Genomic DNA, 16,441 nt, shown 5'->3' with positions numbered 1-16,441 from the left:
AGAAAGGAAGGTTGCTTTAACCATGCTTCGAGCTGCGCACGATCACTGGGTTGTTCCTCGAGCTCTTTGCCTGCTGCCTGTACATGTTGGCGGAAGTCAGTGAGCGATGCGAGCTCTTGTATAGCCTGTTGCTGTTCGTAGATCTGCGTAGCCGATGGAAGAGATGATGATAAACGATTGGCAAATTTTTGTTTGCCACCCAATGTATTACAACGGTTGGTATACTGGAAGAGCGAGCCTTCTCCAAAAATATCCAGATCGTGTGTATAGGGATGGTGAGGATCGATAAACTCGTTTCCATTAACAAACGATGAAGAGTCTCCTGCGGCAGCTTTACTTTCCGCATCATTCAGGTTCACCAGGTTTTCCAGGTGGGTTTTCTCATCAAAGAGTTTGCTGTGAACGCGTATCAGGTATATAAAAACAAAGAGCAGCGGTAAAGTTGCATACAACCACGTGTAGTAAGTTAGTCCGAAATATATAGCGAGTATTATCAGTAACGCTATAGCAAGGCGTATATTCGAAACAAGGTTGATGCGTTTCCGGATGGAAGCCAGACTCTCCGAAAAACTATTTTTTCGGGAAGTATAGAATGCGTTTAGCGCTTGCTTTGTCACAGTATATTTTCAATGATGCGCATTACTTTTTCCAAAGCTTCGCGATCGGTATCATCAAAATCATTTAGCACATCACTGTCAACATCCAGTACAAGGGCTACTTCTCCATTCTTAAATGCCGGCAATACAATCTCTGATTTTGATGCAGAGCTGCAAGCTATATGCCCGGGAAATTCATCTACGTTGGGAACCAGAATAGTTTTCTTTTCTTTCCACGATGTGCCACAAACGCCTTTACCAAAGTTGATGCGTGTGCAGGCAATTGGCCCCTGAAACGGACCGAGTACAAGCTGATCGTTCTTTACTATATAAAATCCAACCCAAAAGAAATTCATGGTTTGTTTTAATGCAGCAACAATATTGGAGAAGTTAGCTACCTGATCAGGCTCTCCTGTTATCAAAGATTCTATCTGCGGAATAAGTATATCGTAACGCTCTTTCTTGTTAGTAGATGAAGCTATAATTAATTCTTCGGCCATGGATATATAATAATTTGAGTGCGTAAGGTACCAAACGTAACAATCTTTCTAAATGTTCTGAATCGAATTTATAAATGCTTTGCCAGCCGATTCAAGTGCCTGCCGGGTATCGGCATCTTTTACATGGCCATTGGCATCGAGCTTTGCACGTACAAAGGGTATAAGGACCTTTGCATCCTCTGCTATATTTGCTGAAAGTGCAGACAACGTAAGTAACAGTGAAGCATGTGCATGTTCACCACTGGTAGCCGCTGTGATAACAGCCACAGGCTTATCAACAAATTCGCCTGACGATACTGTCCAGTCCAAAGCATTTTTGAGTGCCCCCGGAACGCCAAATGCATACTCCGGTGAGCAGATGATAACACCGTCCGCTTCTGCAAGCTGCCTGCGCAAATCTTTAACGGAGTCGTTGGGTTCATCTGCGTCATTAAATTGCGGGAGCGATGCGAGACCGTTATACCGGATAACTGTGAATGTATTCGGAATATATTTCCGAACGGCTTCAATGATAAAGTGTGTGGAGGAATTTGTACGAAGACTTCCACTGATGGCTAAAATTTTTCTTGACGTATGGCTCATGGATAGAGTGCTGATGTTTGGTTGAACCTTTTTGAATAGTCGGAAGTTTCATCTTAACATAATCTTTCACACTAAATTTTAATTAAATTCGTTGTCCCATTGAGCACCCAAATTATGATTCGTCATTTTCTGTTGATCAGTCTGTTGGCAATTACCTGTATGGTTGGTTTTGCGCAGGAACCAGCTGAGCCGGAAGAACAGCGATTCTCTATTGATACTCCTGCTACGCTCGACTTCAAAAAAGAAGAAGAGCCTGCTGAACCCAAGAAGAAAAAAGTAAAAAAGAAAGTGTTCTATGGTATCAAAACCAAGAAGGGATTTACGCGCAAAGGTTTTGGCGATCGCATAACATATGAGACATTCTATTACCTGAAGAAATCAGAAAAGCCACAGACGTTTGTACGCGATATATACTGGTATGATTTTACGCGCAAGGAAATCAGAAAGACTACAACGTTCGATCCAACCAAAGGTGTCTTACTGCATGGCCCCTATGAAAAAAGACAAGGTGAAGTTGTACTCGCCAAAGGTATATTTTACAAAGGAACCAAACATGGACGCTGGCTCACCTATAGCCGTGACAGTGTGCTGACTGATAAAGAAAAATATTATCGCGGATGGCCGCGCGAGTCGATGGTAACATACTATGATCCGATGGATCGTAAAAAAATGAAAGAGATGATACCGATCGAGTTTGGTGAAAAAGAAGGCTTCTATTATTTATTTCATGAGAATGGCGCGGTGGCTGTGCAGGGAGAATATCATTGGGATAAAAAAATTGGTGACTGGACAGAGTTCTATCCTAACGGGAAGCGAAAAAAAATAGTCTCGTATTCCAAAGAAGCATTCGATAAAGATCTCATGCCCTATATCAAGGCTGAATGGAATGAGAAGGGAAAAGAAATATACCGGAATACAAAAATGGCTGCCAATTGAGCAGCCATTTTTTTTGTCGTTAGTAGTTAGTTACAGGTTAATTGCTATCGGCAACCTATAATAATTAACGTGTAATGTTAACGGATTATTATACATACATATCGTTGTTATCAGCACTGGCCACTTCATGAAAGAAATTGCCCACCTTCTCGGTGACAGCTTTAAAATACTTCGCGCCTTTTTCTGCTGAGGCTTTACGAGGGTCACCTACTCCGGTGTCTTTTGTTACTTGTGTCCATTTACGTTCGGCCCAGGCCCAGCCTTCGCGTATACCTGTGATCCGGAATTTTTTTGCTGCACCATCGCCCGCTTCACTTAACGGGCGAACCAACTCAGGTGTTAAGTGCATAATCACACTGGTCTCCATTTCTCCTGCGTGATCATCTTTGTTCTCAAAAAACTCTTTTTGATCAACGGCCTGATACCAGTTACACTGACACAGGAACATGGATGGAAACTGAAGACCGAGTTCGCGGATCATCGTTTTAAAATCATTGCCACCATGACTGTTCAGTATGACAAGTTTATGTATACCGTGGCGATTCAATACATCTACTACATCACGAAGAACTGCGAGCTGTGTGGATGGATTCATATTCATATCCAGCTTTACATCATACTGTCCTGTATTTACACCAAAAGGAATTACGGGTAATACAACCAGGCGCGATCCTTTTTCCCAGGCTATACGCGCAGCTTCTGCTGCTACACGATCGGCCTCGATAATATCGGTGCCATAGGGCAAATGATAGTTGTGTGCTTCACAGGCACCCCACGGAAGAACAGCAAGTTTGTAGTGCGTTTCCTGAATAGTTTTCCAGTTGATTTCAGAGAGTATATATGGGCGCATTTACAGGTGGTTTGAGTATATAAATGTTGTTTAAAGTATATATCAGGAAGGTATAGCTATGCGATAGCGCTTCCCTTTTTTAACTGTCAGTTTATCTTCACGCAACCATGGGTTGTGACGCTTCAGTAATTTATAGTTTATGCCTTGCTGAAGGGAGAATGATACCAGGTCGTTTACTGTTTCGGTAACGTCTACATAGCGCAAAGCTTCCTCCTGGTATAGTTGGCGTGCCTCGATCTTGAAACCATACTTCACCGGATTTTCAATGATCTCTTTTATAGCAAGAATGCGAAATACATAGCGTGCTGTTTCATCATTCAGATACAGATCGTAATAAGATTGAACATGCTGATCTTCCAACGCGCGTTCAACACCACCCATGCCGCGGTTATACGATGCTGCTACCAGCGACCAGTTGCTAAATTTACTGTGAGCTTTGTTCAGATATTTACAAGCAGCTTCCGTAGCCTTTAGCGGATCGAAGCGCTCATCTACTTCTTTGGTAATTTCAAGACCCAGCTCTTTACCTGACGATTCGAGTATTTGCCAATAGCCCACAGCATCGCGATAAGAAGTAACGTTCAATAAATTACTTTCAATCAGCGGCAGATATTTAAAATCATCCGGGATACCATTGCGCCGAAGAATCTCTTCCATTTGTGGCAGCCAACGGTGTGCTCGCTTGATGAGAAATATAGTGTTGCTATGGAGGTAACAATTTATCTGCAACTCTTTGTCCAGTCGCTCGCGAACATCCGGAATATCGAGCGGAACATCTTCACCGGCAAAGGTTATCTTTTTGGGGAGATCAAATGCTATAGCAGGCAAAGGGGATGTAAGATCATCGTACTCCGTTTCGATGACACCTTCATCAGAAATAGTTTCTTCAGCCGAAGGTTGTCGTGATTGGTTATAGAAAATATAGCCAAACAGTATAACCAGTGTGCAAATAGATATAAAATCGGAAGCCGTTAGACTTCCGATCGAAAAAAAGGAATCTTTCTTGGATGATTGTGTGGAGTTGTTTTCCATTCCGAATAAGCCTGAAGTTATTGTGGGGATTATTCGTATTCAACGATAATTGACACTGTCCCGTTCCTGGTATCAGAAATTTGGAGACAGTAAATATTTGGAGTAGAACTCATCGATCACTCTCACAGCTTCTTCCGGTGTATCTACCAGATCAAAAAGCTCCTGGTCTTCTTCACTGATCATACCATCGTGAACCAATACTTTTTTCCACCAGTCGAGTAAACCTCCCCAGAATTTTTTACCTACCAATACAATCGGAAAGCGTCCGATCTTTTTAGTCTGAATAAGCGTGAGCGCCTCCGTCAATTCATCGAGTGTACCAAATCCCCCAGGCATAACGATAAAGCCCTGTGAGTATTTTACGAACATAACTTTGCGCACAAAGAAGTAATCGAACGTAATAAGTTTATCCGGATCTATATAGATATTTCCTTTCTGCTCATGAGGAAGGTAAATATTCAAGCCAACAGATTTACCCTTGGCACGATTGGCGCCACGGTTACCCGCTTCCATTATACCAGGGCCGCCTCCGGTTATTACACCATATCCCTGTTGCACCAGTTGATAGGCAATTTCTTCTGCTACTTTGTAATAGTGGTTGCTGGGTTTAACTCGTGCCGATCCAAAGATGGTAACACACGGCCCTATCTTCGCCAGCTTTTCGAGTCCTTCTACAAACTCTGACATTACTTTGAAGATCATCCAGCTATTGGCTCCCTTTATTTCTGCCCAATCTTTATCCTTGAATGCTTTACGAATACGATGTTCTTCTTCCAATGCCTCTTTGATGAGCTCGTCTTCAACGCGTTTCTTTTTCGTTTTCATAATAGTAACTTAAACGTTTATAAATCTGAGAAGTAAAAATTGATGATACCTCCTCAGCATAAGCTGAAATATAATTATATCCACATGAAACGAAAAAAGAAATTTAAGGATGTTCTTTGGTTGTGCATGATTGTTATGTCGGTCGTAGCATGTAAGCAGAAGCCGGTGGATACTCCATCTACAGCAATACAACGCGACTCATCGTGGGCTCTGTTACCTTTTGTTAAAGTTGATAGTGTTAATCCTGTGCTCACAGCTGGCACCAACACCTTTAAGTGCCCGATTCTTAAAAGCCATGTGAAGTGGGATGAGAAAGATGTGTTCAACCCTGCGGCTGTTGTGCGTGATGGAAAGGTGTATCTTCTTTTTCGTGCTGAAGACAAGATCGGTAAATATGCAGGCACTTCCCGTCTGGGCCTTGCTGTAAGTGACGATGGTGTACATTTTACCAAGATGAAAGAGCCTGTTTTCTTTCCTGACAATGATAGTCTCAAACAATATGAATGGGAAGGTGGCGTAGAAGATCCGCGCATTGTTGAGTCAGCTGATGGAAGGTATATTATGACCTATACTGCGTATGACGGAACCGTTGCGCGGCTACTCGTAGCAACTTCGAGCGATCTTATTCATTGGGTAAAACACGGTCGTGTTTTGCAGGGAAGGTATAAAAATGCATGGAGTAAATCGGGTGCCATTGTATCGCGTGTGAATGGAGAACACGTAGTGGCAGAAAAGATCAACGGTAAATACTGGATGTACTTTGGTGATACAAATTTATTTATGGCGACATCCGATGATCTTATACATTGGATGCCTGTGCGCGAGGATGATTCTCTGAAGAGTGTATTGAAACCACGCAAAGGATATTTTGATAGTCGCCTGGTTGAAAGCGGACCGTATGCTATACTTACCGAAAAAGGAATTGTATTGATCTACAATGGTATGAACCTGGAAGCGGGTGGCGAACCCGGCCTTGCGCCCGGTGCTTACTGTGGAGGACAAGCACTTTTTGATAAGAACGACCCGACAAAACTTATCGACCGATTAGAGAAGAATTTTATAAAACCTGAGAAGCCTTACGAAATAACAGGACAGGTTAACCAGGTTTGTTTCCTGGAAGGTCTGGTATATTTCAAAGGTAAATGGTTGTTGTACTATGGAACGGCCGATTCAAAGATCGCGGTGGCTATACATGAATAAACTATAGCATATATACTTACGAAGCTTTCTTACGAACAATATAGGAGGTGATCAATAACGAGATTGCTCCGCATACAATCATAATAGCCGTTTGCCATCCGTGAAAGATAAAGGTAAAGGCTACAGCTTCTGACTTGGGTACACTATAGAGAAATACTAATCCTTGTGGAACAAGTACGTGATAAGAGCCCGTACCTCCCGGCAATGGAGCTGCCATGGCAATAGAACCTATAGCAAATAAACTGAGCACTGCGCTAAAGCCTAAAGAACTGGTAGAAGGGAACGCCTTGAGCACGGTAAAGCTCATCATGAAATATAGCAGCCAGATGAGAACAGAGTATAAAATGAAAAGACCTTTGTTCTCTAGCCGGAATACAGATGACAACCCTTGTTTAAAACCCTGCCACGTTTTAGCTACAAAAGCTCTTAACTTCTGATTGCTGCGAAGTATGAAGAACAACGCTATGGCTACCAGCAATACCCCTATACCAGCGAAGAGTAACAAATTTATTCGAAGAGAATCTCCGGGTTTGCCAATAGGCAATGTGTCAATGAATTGAAAAAGTTTTTCGGATTCTACAGCGAAAGATATAGCGATCAGTATCAGCAGGCAGAGCATATCAACAATACGCTCTACTACTACTGTGCCGAACGACAAATCTACGGGAGTTTTGTCGAGCTTGTAAAGATTATAGCAACGCGATACTTCTCCGCCTCTGGGAATCACGAGATTTATCAGGTAGCCAACCATCAACGAGTAAAAACTATAGGAGAGTTTGGTGTGATGTCCCGAAGGCACCATCAGCATGCGCCAGCGTTCAGCTCGCAACACGTGGCTTATCATGGCTATACCAGCCATTGCTAACAACCAACCTTTGTGTGCAGACTGCCACGTTTGCTTCAGATAATCCCATTTATTTTCGCCTTGCAATCCTTGCAACGAAAACCAGATCAACAGAAACGTAATTGCAAAAATTACAATATACTGGATAAGAACCTTGAGGCGTGAAGACACGAGCTATAAATTGATTTAGAGTACAATTAAACAGCTCAAGGTAACTTATTATCCGGAGTAGGGAAAATGATTGTTGGCTTGAATTTCTTGGCCTTCTCAAATTTCATGGAGGCATACGAGATAATGATCACAATATCTCCTACTTGCGCCTTGCGTGCAGCTGGTCCGTTCAGGCAAACCATGCCACTACCACGTTCACCTTTTATAACGTAGGTTTCAAGGCGTTCGCCATTATTTACATTTACCACCGTTACTTTTTCACCTTCAATAAAATTGGCGGCATCCATCAAGTCTTCATCGATCGTAATGCTTCCTACATAGTGAAGCTCTGCCTGTGTGATCTTGGCGCGATGAATCTTTGATTTTAAAACTTCTATTCTCAAAGCGTTGAAATTTTATTTTAAAACTTCTTTCTCAAATACAATCTGCAGGTGAATAATCTCACGAACAGATCAATTCAAAAACATATTGTCAATCAGCCGTATCTCACCCACAAACCCGGCTATACACATAATTGGCTGATCCGAGTCCTTAACGTTTTCCAAAAGATTTAAGTTTTTGCTTTCGGCTACTTCAAAATACTCGAGTTTTATTCCAGGCTTTTGTTCCAGAATTTCTTTAACTATAGCTCTTGCTTCCGTAATGCTTTTACCTGCTCGTAAAGCATCTTTGGCAGCCAGTAAACTTTGGTGAAATACTATAGCATCCCGCCTTTGTTGTTCGTTCAATCGCTGGTTTCGCGAAGACATGGCCAGTCCATCTGTTTCACGTGAAGTTGGCTGGCTGTGCAGTGTCAGGTTGAATTTAAGTTCATCCACCAACTGGCGGATTACCGCGAACTGCTGCCAATCCTTCTGACCAAAATAGGCATGGTCAGGCTCTACAATGTTGAACAGTTTGGATACAACCAATGCTACTCCGCTGAAATGTCCTGGACGAAATTTGCCTTCCATCACTTTATCAAGATGGCTGAAGTCGAATTTGATGAGCGATTTCTCCGGGTACATTTCTGTGCTTTCCGGATAAAAAACGGCATCGCACTCAACTTTTTCCAATAATAAAGTGTCTTTATCAAAGGTGCGTGGATACTTCAGCAGATCAGCAGGGTTGTTGAACTGCGTTGGATTAACATAAATTGAACAGACCGTTATTGAATTTTGCTTTTTAGAAGCCTCAATAAGGGAAAGGTGCCCGGCATGAAGTGCCCCCATCGTAGGTACTAGTCCAATAGACTGTCCTCGATGCTTCTGGGCGTTAATAAAGGCTTTTAATGGGGCTATTTGCTTGAAAATCTCCATTTTAGGCCGCTGTGGCAAAGGGGGGCAAAGATATAGGGAAAACTGAAAATAAGTTGATCATGGGGGTATTTATTTGTACTTTTGTGGCTCAATTTTCCGTTCTACTTTAAAAATCAACAATATGTCAAAACTCCGTATTCTTTATGTAGCCAGCGAGATAAACCCCTTTCTGCAAACGTCAGATGTAGCGGACTTTGTTCGTAAACTTCCGCAAGCAATGCAGGAGAAGGGAATGGAGATAAGGATTCTGGTGCCGCGATTCGGAATCATTAATGAACGCAAGAACAGGTTACATGAGGTAGTGAGGCTTTCAGGTATCAACATTGCTGTCGGCGATGAAGAGAAGCCACTGATCATTAAGGTAGCTTCTATTCCCAACGCCAAGTTGCAGGTATATTTTATCGACAACGAAGATTACTTCCATCGTAAATCTGTTTTCCACGATAAGGAAAATAATTTCTACGAAGACAACGATGAACGTGCGATTTTCTTCTGCAAAGGCGTGATTGAAACTGTGCGTAAGTTAGGATGGGGTCCCGATATTGTACATTGCAATGATTGGATCACGAGCTTCATTCCGCTGTATTTGAAAACTACTTACAAAAACGATCCGTTGTTCAAGAATACTAAAACTGTTTTCTCAATCTATAACAATCCGTTCTCTCACAAATTCAAAGGCGATATCCTTGATAAAGTGAAGATGATGGACATTGAAGACAACATGCTGGGTAATTTAAAAACAGCAGACTTTGAAGGCTTCATTAAACTTGGTGTTGAATTTTCGGATGCTGTAATTGCAGCTGGCGAAACCAAGAAGCTGGAAGGTCTCTTCAAAAAGATCAAGGAAAAGAAAGTAGAAACAATTCAGGACGAAAACTACACAGAATCGTATTACAATTTCTATAATGAACTTGCGGGCTAAGCGCGTAGGGCAATTGGCGATAGTTGCAGTTGCCCTATTTTTTTTCTCGTGCGAAGATGGAACCAGCCTCCTCGGTTACGAAAATCCAACATCCAAATTTAATCTTTCCTTTGTAGATATACCGGTTGAGAGTAGCGTGATGCTGCTAGATTCAATCCGTACATCCAATTACAACGCGTCCAATGATCTTAACCGATTACTGGTTGGTAAAGTGGATGACGCGCGCTTTGGTAATTCAGAAGCTATAGCGATTGCACAGTTCATGCCTACCAGTGCGTTAGATACATCGGTAACAAATCACAATCCAACATTCGATTCTATATCGCTTTCGTTGCGTCATGATTTTTATGCATATGGTGCCAGTGGCAATACCAGGCAAGAAATCTTTGTGCATGAACTTACCGATCAGTTGAAAAGCTCCTACGATGTGAGCAGCACTACCAATACCGGTGGTCAGCAGAAGCCGTACACAACTACCTATAGCTTTCAAAAAAATTACTTTACCAGCAATACAACCGCATACGATCCGACAGCACTTGCCTCCAAGCAATTTTTTGTTGATCAGGATAAGTATGATCTGAATATTGCCGATGCGACACCCGATACGATCGTTACACAGATGCGATTGGCAGATGCATTGGGTCAGCGTTTGTTGAATCTTGCAGTAACATCCAGCGCTACAGATTTTCTAACCTATAATTACTTTACTGAAAAGTTTAAAGGATTGGCATTTGTGCCGGGGCAATCGGATAAAGTTATTGGTTTGAGACCCAACGATAACTTTACACGCATGGTGCTATACTATCACACAACGAAAGATACACTCGCCATTACATTTACTGTTGGTACGCTGATAAGCTATAGCAAGATCACAACCGACAGATCAGCATCTGAGTTGTCTTCGCTAACAACCAAGTATCAGGAAGCGGAACCCAATGGAGATGTTCGCTACGTTCAGGCAGGAAGCGGTGTAGTAACAAAGCTTGATCTTTCAAAATTCAATGAGTTTGCGGCAACACTGGATCGTGCCGAAATAAACTCAGCTGAATTAATGATCAACGGTATAGATGATCCGGGTAATTATACTCCACCATCCGGACTTGTTGTGAAGATTGTTAAAGACAATAATCGCTTTAAAAAACTTTCGTACCAGGCCAACGGTACAGAGTATACGAATGATATTCAGGTTATAAATTCATATAAAGGATATATAAACTTTGATCGCAGCAGTACATCAAGCTATTATGCAGGCGCTATACCTTTCGATAGTACATTGAATATTATTGCCGATGGCGGAAGATTCTTTACACTGAACTACGCTTCGGATACAAAGAAATACAAAGGTGCGGCGACACTCTTCTTTCAACAGTTGCTGGCGCTTTCTAAAACAGAAACCGAACCGAAATTTACCAGCGTTGTTCTTGTGCCTTACGAAGGCGCATCGTCTTCATTCTCCTTTGGAAGACATGTTCTTGGCAAGACTATAAATCGTGTTGCCTTTAATAAGAATAATATAGTACTTCGTGTTTACTATACTGTTCCGACTGTTAATTAAACCTATTTTTTATGTGTGGTATTGTAGCATATGTAGGGCCCAGACAGGCTCATGAAATTATTATTAAAGGTTTAAAGCGTCTTGAATACCGTGGCTATGATAGCGCAGGTATAGCGCTGTTGAACGATGGTCTTAACATTTATAAGAAGAAGGGAAAAGTTACTGAACTCGAAGAGCACCTGAAGGGGAAAAATCTGAAGAGTCATATAGGTATAGGTCACACCCGCTGGGCAACACATGGTGAGCCGAACGATTGCAACGCTCACCCGCATTATTCTGCATCCGGTAAACTTGCTATCATTCACAATGGTATCATTGAGAACTATAGCTCTCTGAAACAAGAACTTCTTCGTAAAGGTCACAAGTTTGAGAGTGAGACCGATACTGAGGTTTTCATTCACTTTATTGAAGATATTAAGGATAACGAAAATTGTTCGCTGGAAGAAGCGGTTCGCCTGGCATTAACAAAAGTAGTGGGTGCGTATGCGATTGTAATCATGTCGCTGGAAGATCCTGAACTGCTGGTTGCTGCCAGAAAAGGAAGCCCGTTAGTCGTAGGCGTTGGTAAGAACGAATATTTTCTTGCATCTGATGCTACACCTATCATCGAGTATACCAATGAAGTAGTATATCTGAACGACCAGGAGATTGCTGTAATTCGCGAAGGCGAACTAAGTATTACCAACACGGCAAACTTACCACTCACGCCTTATATACAAACTGTAGATCTTGAACTCGAAGCCATCGAGAAAGGTGGATACGAGCACTTCATGATCAAGGAAATTTTCGAACAACCTCGCTCTATTAAAGATTGTCTTCGTGGCCGTTTGGAGTCACAATCCGGAAGACTTGTATTGGGAGGTTTGCGCGAGTATGTAAACAAACTGGTAAGTGCCGATCGTATATTGATTGTAGCGTGCGGAACATCATGGCATGCTGGTCTTGTAGCAGAATATTTCTTCGAAGAGTTCTGCCGTATACCGGTTGAAGTAGAATATGCATCGGAGTTTCGCTATAGAAACCCTGTGATCCGCGAAGGCGATGTAGTGATTGCTATATCTCAATCCGGAGAAACAGCCGATACACTGGCTGCTATAGAACTCGCTAAATCAAGAGGTGCAGTTATATTCGGTGTATGTAACGTAGTAGGTTCTTCTATAGCACGGGCTACACATGCAGGTGCCTATACACATGCTGGCCCTGAGATTGGCGTGGCGAGTACAAAAGCTTTCACAGCACAGTTAACCGTGCTTAACATGATAGCACTCACAGTGGCGCAGAAGAAAGGCACGATCACCGATCAGAAATTCCACGAGATGTTAGTAGAGATGGAGACTATACCAGCGAAAGTGGAGAAGGCGCTTCAACTCAATGAGCAGATACAAGAGATTGCTGCTACATTTAAAGATGCACGCAATTTTATATACCTGGGTCGTGGTTATAACTTCCCGGTGGCATTGGAAGGTGCGTTGAAATTGAAAGAGATTAGCTATATACATGCTGAAGGATATCCTGCAGCGGAAATGAAGCACGGACCAATCGCTTTGATCGATGAAGAGATGCCGGTAGTATTTATAGCAACCCGCGATAGCTCGTACGAAAAAGTTGTTTCTAATATACAGGAAGTAAAAGCACGTAAAGGTCGTGTGATCTCCGTAGTAACAGAAGGGGATCAACTGATTCCTGCTATGTCAGAATTTGTAATTGAAGTGCCGGCTGTTCATGAAGCATTCATGCCAATGGTATCCGTTATTCCATTGCAACTTCTTTCGTATCACATAGCCGTAATGCGTGGCTGTAACGTAGACCAACCCAGAAACCTGGCGAAGTCTGTAACAGTAGAATAAAACACCAATCCAAATATATAGGTATATATATGAGCGAGCCTGGAGATTCTCCAGGCTCGCTGTTTTTTTAAGGGAGTGGCACTTTAGTTTATCACTTCACCTTTAATGGTAAGCAACACAACGCCAGCATCCGTATTGGAGTTGATCGTTACTGTTTTGGTAAATACACCAACTTTAGCAGCATTATACGTTGCCTTTACAAAACCCTGCGCTCCGGAAGGAATCGGATCTTTGGAGTATTCGGCAACCGTGCAGCCGCAGGAAGCTTGAACCGATGTGATTACCAGCGGAGAGTCGCCTGAGTTAGTGAATTTGAACTCATGTGTAACAGGAGCATTCGCCTTGATCTTACCAAAGTCAAATGTAGTTTGTGTCCATGCAAAAGTGGCAGAACGTAATGGGTTAACAGGTTTGTCATTAGAAACTAATGATTGGGCAAGCACTGCTGTAACGCAGAGAAGACCCAGGATGATTAATGATACTTTTTTCATAATAATTACTGGTTTAGATTAATGAAATTGTTGTTTGTTCGAACAATACAAAACTCGCCAGTGTGCAGAGATTCCTTTGTTAACGAATGCCTAATAATTGTTAACGACCTGTTAAAGTGCTGCGCCACACGCAGTAATCTTCGTACCTTTAATCTGTGAAAAACTCAACAATCAGACTTATTGTAATACTGGCAACACTCTCCATTACCGGTATAACGATTACTCAATTGTATTGGGTAAGGCGTGCTTTCGATCTGAAAGAAGCGGAGTTCGAACGTACTGTTACGGCTGCACTATATAATGTGGCAGAGCAGATATACAACATGAACGACACACCGCCTCCTTCCAATAACCCGGTGAAACAACTCTCTACCAATTATTTTGTGGTGATGGTAAACAGTGAGGTAAATGCACGCTTGCTGGAGTTTTTACTGCGAACAGAATTTGAAAAACGAAATATAGTGGTCGATTTCGAGTATGGTATATATGACTGTACCAACGAAAAGATAGTATACGGTAATTACGTCCCGCTAAAATCAAAACAGAAAAATATAGCAAGTAAATTGCCGAAGTGGTCTACACAAGGGTATTACTTTGGTGTGCAGTTCCCTAATCGTGAAGCGCACATTATTAACCAGATGGGTATATGGTCGTTCTCATCTTTAGTTTTATTGCTGGTGATCGTTTTTTTCGCCTATACCTTGTTTGTTATCCTCAAGCAGAAGCGTCTGTCGGAAGTTCAGAAGGATTTTATCAATAACATGACGCACGAGTTCAAGACTCCTATTTCTACGATAGCTGTATCAACTGAAGTATTGAAGAATCCTTCCATCATTCAGCATCCGGAACGGTTGCTCAATTATGCAACGATCATTGAGAAAGAGAATCTTCGACTGAAGCAGCAAGTAGAACGTGTGTTACAAATGGCACGTCTTGAAAAAGAAGACGTAGGGCTTAAGAAGGAAAATGTAGAGTTGCATCAATTGGTGCAGGATGCTGTACGGAATACAGCTGTGGCACTGAGCGAAAAGAAGGGTAAAGTAAAAGAAATATTTGAAAGCGGAACATTGGGTATACATGCTGATAAACTTCATATAACCAATGTGCTGGCCAACCTGCTTGATAATGCAGTGAAATATTGTAAGGATGAACCGGAAATTACAATACGAACCTTGCGGCACGACAGAGGTGTAGTGGTAGAGGTACAAGACAATGGTATAGGTATAAGTTCAGAACATCACAAGCGCGTGTTTCAGAAATTTTATCGTGTGCCTACGGGGAATATACATGACGTAAAGGGGTTTGGATTGGGGTTGAGCTATGTAAAAACAATTATAGAAGCACATGGCGGTAACATAACGCTGCAAAGTGAATTAGGGAAAGGTAGCTTGTTCAGATTTTATTTGCCGGTATAGCAACACGTTGACATGAAGAAAATCTTGTTAGTTGAAGATGACCCAAGCCTCGGGTTCGTAATTAAAGATAACCTTTGCCTGAAGGGATACGATGTTACGTTATGTACGGATGGCGAAGCAGGCTCGACAGCTTTTCATACAGATGTTTTTAACCTGTGTATTTTTGATGTGATGCTGCCCAAGCTGGATGGTTTCTCGCTTGCGCGCAGAGTACGTGCCGAAAATCAAAACATACCTATACTCTTTCTTACGGCCAAGGCCATGATGGAAGATAAGCTTGCAGGCTTTCAAACCGGTGCCGATGATTATATAACAAAGCCCTTCAGCCTCGAAGAATTGTTGTGCCGCATTGAAGTATTTCTTCGCAGAAGTTCGGATACAGTTCCTTCTCCGCTAAAGAAATTTCAACTGGGTAATTATGAATTTGATTACACCACGCTTACGCTGAGAAATGAGCAGATGGAAAAAACGCTCACGCAAAAAGAAGCGGAGGTTCTTCAGTTGCTATACTATAACAGACATCGTGTATTAAAGCGTGAAGAGATTCTGAAAGAAGTGTGGGGCGATGATGATTATTTTATGGGCCGGAGTATGGATGTATTTATATCCAAGCTACGTAAATATTTAAAGGAAGACCCCAGCGTGCAGATTGTGAACTACCATGGTGTAGGCTTCAGACTAGAGGTTATTGCACCATAGAAATATAGCAATATATAGTAGGGCCATCAGGCACTTGCAATCTGCTGTACGCTTTCCTGGTTTTCGGGTAATGAAAAGAAGAAAGTAGTGCCTTTCCCTTCCACACTTTCAAACCAGATGCGGCCACCGTTCTTTTCAACAAATTCTTTGCATAGTAAAAGTCCGAGGCCGGTTCCTTTCTCCTGTTTTGTTCCCGGTGTTGTTATACTTCCCAACGTAAACATGCGATGTTGATTAGAGGCCGGTATACCTACACCGGTATCTGCTACCGATAAAATTACCTGTCTGTCCGTTCGCATCGCGTTGAGCGTAATTACTCCACCATTGCTGGTAAATTTGATAGCGTTTGTTAGAAGGTTACGAAGAATGGAGCGTATCATATTCAGGTCTGCATACGCCTGCAGTGACTGATGTAGATTATTTTTTACTTTGATGTCTTTTCGTTGCATATCGACTTCCATGAGTGTGATCGTCTCTTCCGCAATTTTTGACAGATCAAGATAAGTAGGTTCGTAGGTCTCTCCTTTCAATTGAAGTGTGGCCCACTGCAATAAGTTTTCTATAAACTCGGTTGTTTGACTGAATCGTGTTTCCAGAGCTTTTGTGAGGTGCTGAAATTCTTCGCGACTCACATCGCCCGATTTTAAAAGAGATAACGCAAGCTGTAAAGAACTGAGC

Annotated in this window: 18 protein-coding genes; 7 read left to right on the top strand and 11 right to left on the bottom strand. The window is 42.1% G+C overall.

The window, feature by feature from the left end; genetic code table 11:
• The 3 genes from VIN08_RS22400 to VIN08_RS22390 all read right to left on the bottom strand — a co-directional run.
• Positions 1–617, bottom strand: a 617-nt coding sequence (locus tag VIN08_RS22400) for a hypothetical protein (RefSeq protein WP_331970071.1), incomplete at its 3' end; no start/stop codon positions are given.
• Positions 614–1,096, bottom strand: a complete 483-nt coding sequence (locus VIN08_RS22395; RefSeq protein ID WP_331970069.1) for a GAF domain-containing protein — start codon at positions 1,094–1,096, stop codon at positions 614–616. The genes VIN08_RS22395 and VIN08_RS22400, both read right to left, overlap by 4 nt.
• Before the next feature lie 48 nt (positions 1,097–1,144).
• Complete coding sequence (locus VIN08_RS22390) at positions 1,145–1,678, bottom strand: NADPH-dependent FMN reductase (RefSeq protein WP_331970067.1); 534 nt, start codon at positions 1,676–1,678, stop codon at positions 1,145–1,147.
• A gap of 114 nt (positions 1,679–1,792) precedes the next feature.
• Between VIN08_RS22390 and VIN08_RS22385 the strand changes: the two genes are divergently transcribed.
• A complete protein-coding gene (locus VIN08_RS22385) occupies positions 1,793–2,614 on the top strand; it encodes a hypothetical protein (RefSeq protein WP_331970065.1) in 822 nt (273 codons plus the stop codon).
• 88 nt (positions 2,615–2,702) lie between these two features.
• Here VIN08_RS22385 and VIN08_RS22380 read toward each other — a convergent pair whose 3' ends face one another.
• The 3 genes from VIN08_RS22380 to VIN08_RS22370 form a co-directional block, all read right to left on the bottom strand.
• Positions 2,703–3,464, bottom strand: coding sequence for a creatininase family protein (locus VIN08_RS22380; protein WP_331970063.1), 762 nt, complete (start codon positions 3,462–3,464; stop codon positions 2,703–2,705).
• A gap of 42 nt (positions 3,465–3,506) precedes the next feature.
• The gene (locus VIN08_RS22375; protein WP_331970061.1) at positions 3,507–4,496 is read right to left on the bottom strand and encodes a lytic transglycosylase domain-containing protein; all 990 of its coding nucleotides are present in this window, start codon (positions 4,494–4,496) and stop codon (positions 3,507–3,509) included.
• Between the two features lie 72 nt (positions 4,497–4,568).
• Positions 4,569–5,321, bottom strand: coding sequence for a TIGR00730 family Rossman fold protein (locus VIN08_RS22370; protein ID WP_331970059.1), 753 nt, complete (start codon positions 5,319–5,321; stop codon positions 4,569–4,571).
• 84 nt (positions 5,322–5,405) lie between these two features.
• Between VIN08_RS22370 and VIN08_RS22365 the strand changes: the two genes are divergently transcribed.
• Positions 5,406–6,521, top strand: a complete 1,116-nt coding sequence (locus tag VIN08_RS22365; RefSeq protein WP_331970057.1) for a glycoside hydrolase family 130 protein — start codon at positions 5,406–5,408, stop codon at positions 6,519–6,521.
• Between the two features lie 16 nt (positions 6,522–6,537).
• Here VIN08_RS22365 and VIN08_RS22360 read toward each other — a convergent pair whose 3' ends face one another.
• The 3 genes from VIN08_RS22360 to panC form a co-directional block, all read right to left on the bottom strand.
• Entirely contained in the window at positions 6,538–7,536 is a 999-nt protein-coding gene (locus VIN08_RS22360; RefSeq protein ID WP_331970056.1) for a lysylphosphatidylglycerol synthase transmembrane domain-containing protein, read from the bottom strand.
• 35 nt (positions 7,537–7,571) lie between these two features.
• The gene (gene panD / locus VIN08_RS22355; protein ID WP_331970054.1) at positions 7,572–7,919 is read right to left on the bottom strand and encodes an aspartate 1-decarboxylase; all 348 of its coding nucleotides are present in this window, start codon (positions 7,917–7,919) and stop codon (positions 7,572–7,574) included.
• A 69-nt stretch (positions 7,920–7,988) separates the two neighbouring features.
• On the bottom strand, positions 7,989–8,834 hold the full coding sequence (gene panC, locus VIN08_RS22350) for a pantoate--beta-alanine ligase (protein ID WP_331970052.1): 846 nt from the start codon (positions 8,832–8,834) through the stop codon (positions 7,989–7,991).
• Between the two features lie 121 nt (positions 8,835–8,955).
• Here panC and VIN08_RS22345 point away from each other — a divergent pair, with 121 nt between their 5' ends.
• The 3 genes from VIN08_RS22345 to glmS are packed head-to-tail and all read left to right on the top strand — an operon-like array spanning position 8,956 to position 13,158.
• Positions 8,956–9,756 (top strand): glycogen/starch synthase, encoded by an 801-nt coding sequence (locus tag VIN08_RS22345; RefSeq protein ID WP_331970050.1) that lies wholly within the window; start codon positions 8,956–8,958, stop codon positions 9,754–9,756.
• The gene (locus VIN08_RS22340; RefSeq protein WP_331970048.1) at positions 9,740–11,311 is read left to right on the top strand and encodes a DUF4270 family protein; all 1,572 of its coding nucleotides are present in this window, start codon (positions 9,740–9,742) and stop codon (positions 11,309–11,311) included. Before VIN08_RS22345 ends, VIN08_RS22340 begins: the two co-directional genes overlap by 17 nt.
• Positions 11,312–11,322: 11 nt before the next feature.
• On the top strand, positions 11,323–13,158 hold the full coding sequence (gene glmS / locus VIN08_RS22335; RefSeq protein WP_331970047.1) for a glutamine--fructose-6-phosphate transaminase (isomerizing): 1,836 nt from the start codon (positions 11,323–11,325) through the stop codon (positions 13,156–13,158).
• 83 nt (positions 13,159–13,241) lie between these two features.
• Here glmS and VIN08_RS22330 read toward each other — a convergent pair whose 3' ends face one another.
• Entirely contained in the window at positions 13,242–13,649 is a 408-nt protein-coding gene (locus VIN08_RS22330) for a DUF1573 domain-containing protein (RefSeq protein ID WP_331970045.1), read from the bottom strand.
• A 155-nt stretch (positions 13,650–13,804) separates the two neighbouring features.
• Between VIN08_RS22330 and VIN08_RS22325 the strand changes: the two genes are divergently transcribed.
• Together VIN08_RS22325 and VIN08_RS22320 are read left to right on the top strand one after the other, a co-directional pair.
• The gene (locus VIN08_RS22325; protein ID WP_331970043.1) at positions 13,805–15,064 is read left to right on the top strand and encodes a HAMP domain-containing sensor histidine kinase; all 1,260 of its coding nucleotides are present in this window, start codon (positions 13,805–13,807) and stop codon (positions 15,062–15,064) included.
• 12 nt (positions 15,065–15,076) lie between these two features.
• A complete protein-coding gene (locus VIN08_RS22320; RefSeq protein WP_331970041.1) occupies positions 15,077–15,763 on the top strand; it encodes a response regulator transcription factor in 687 nt (228 codons plus the stop codon).
• 26 nt (positions 15,764–15,789) lie between these two features.
• Here VIN08_RS22320 and VIN08_RS22315 read toward each other — a convergent pair.
• A partial coding sequence (locus VIN08_RS22315) for a sensor histidine kinase (protein ID WP_331970039.1) occupies positions 15,790–16,441 on the bottom strand: 652 nt, incomplete at its 5' end.

The organism is Ohtaekwangia sp. (assembly GCF_036568665.1).
Lineage (GTDB): Bacteria > Bacteroidota > Bacteroidia > Cytophagales > Cyclobacteriaceae > Ohtaekwangia.
This window is presented reverse-complemented; position numbering and strand designations above follow the sequence as displayed.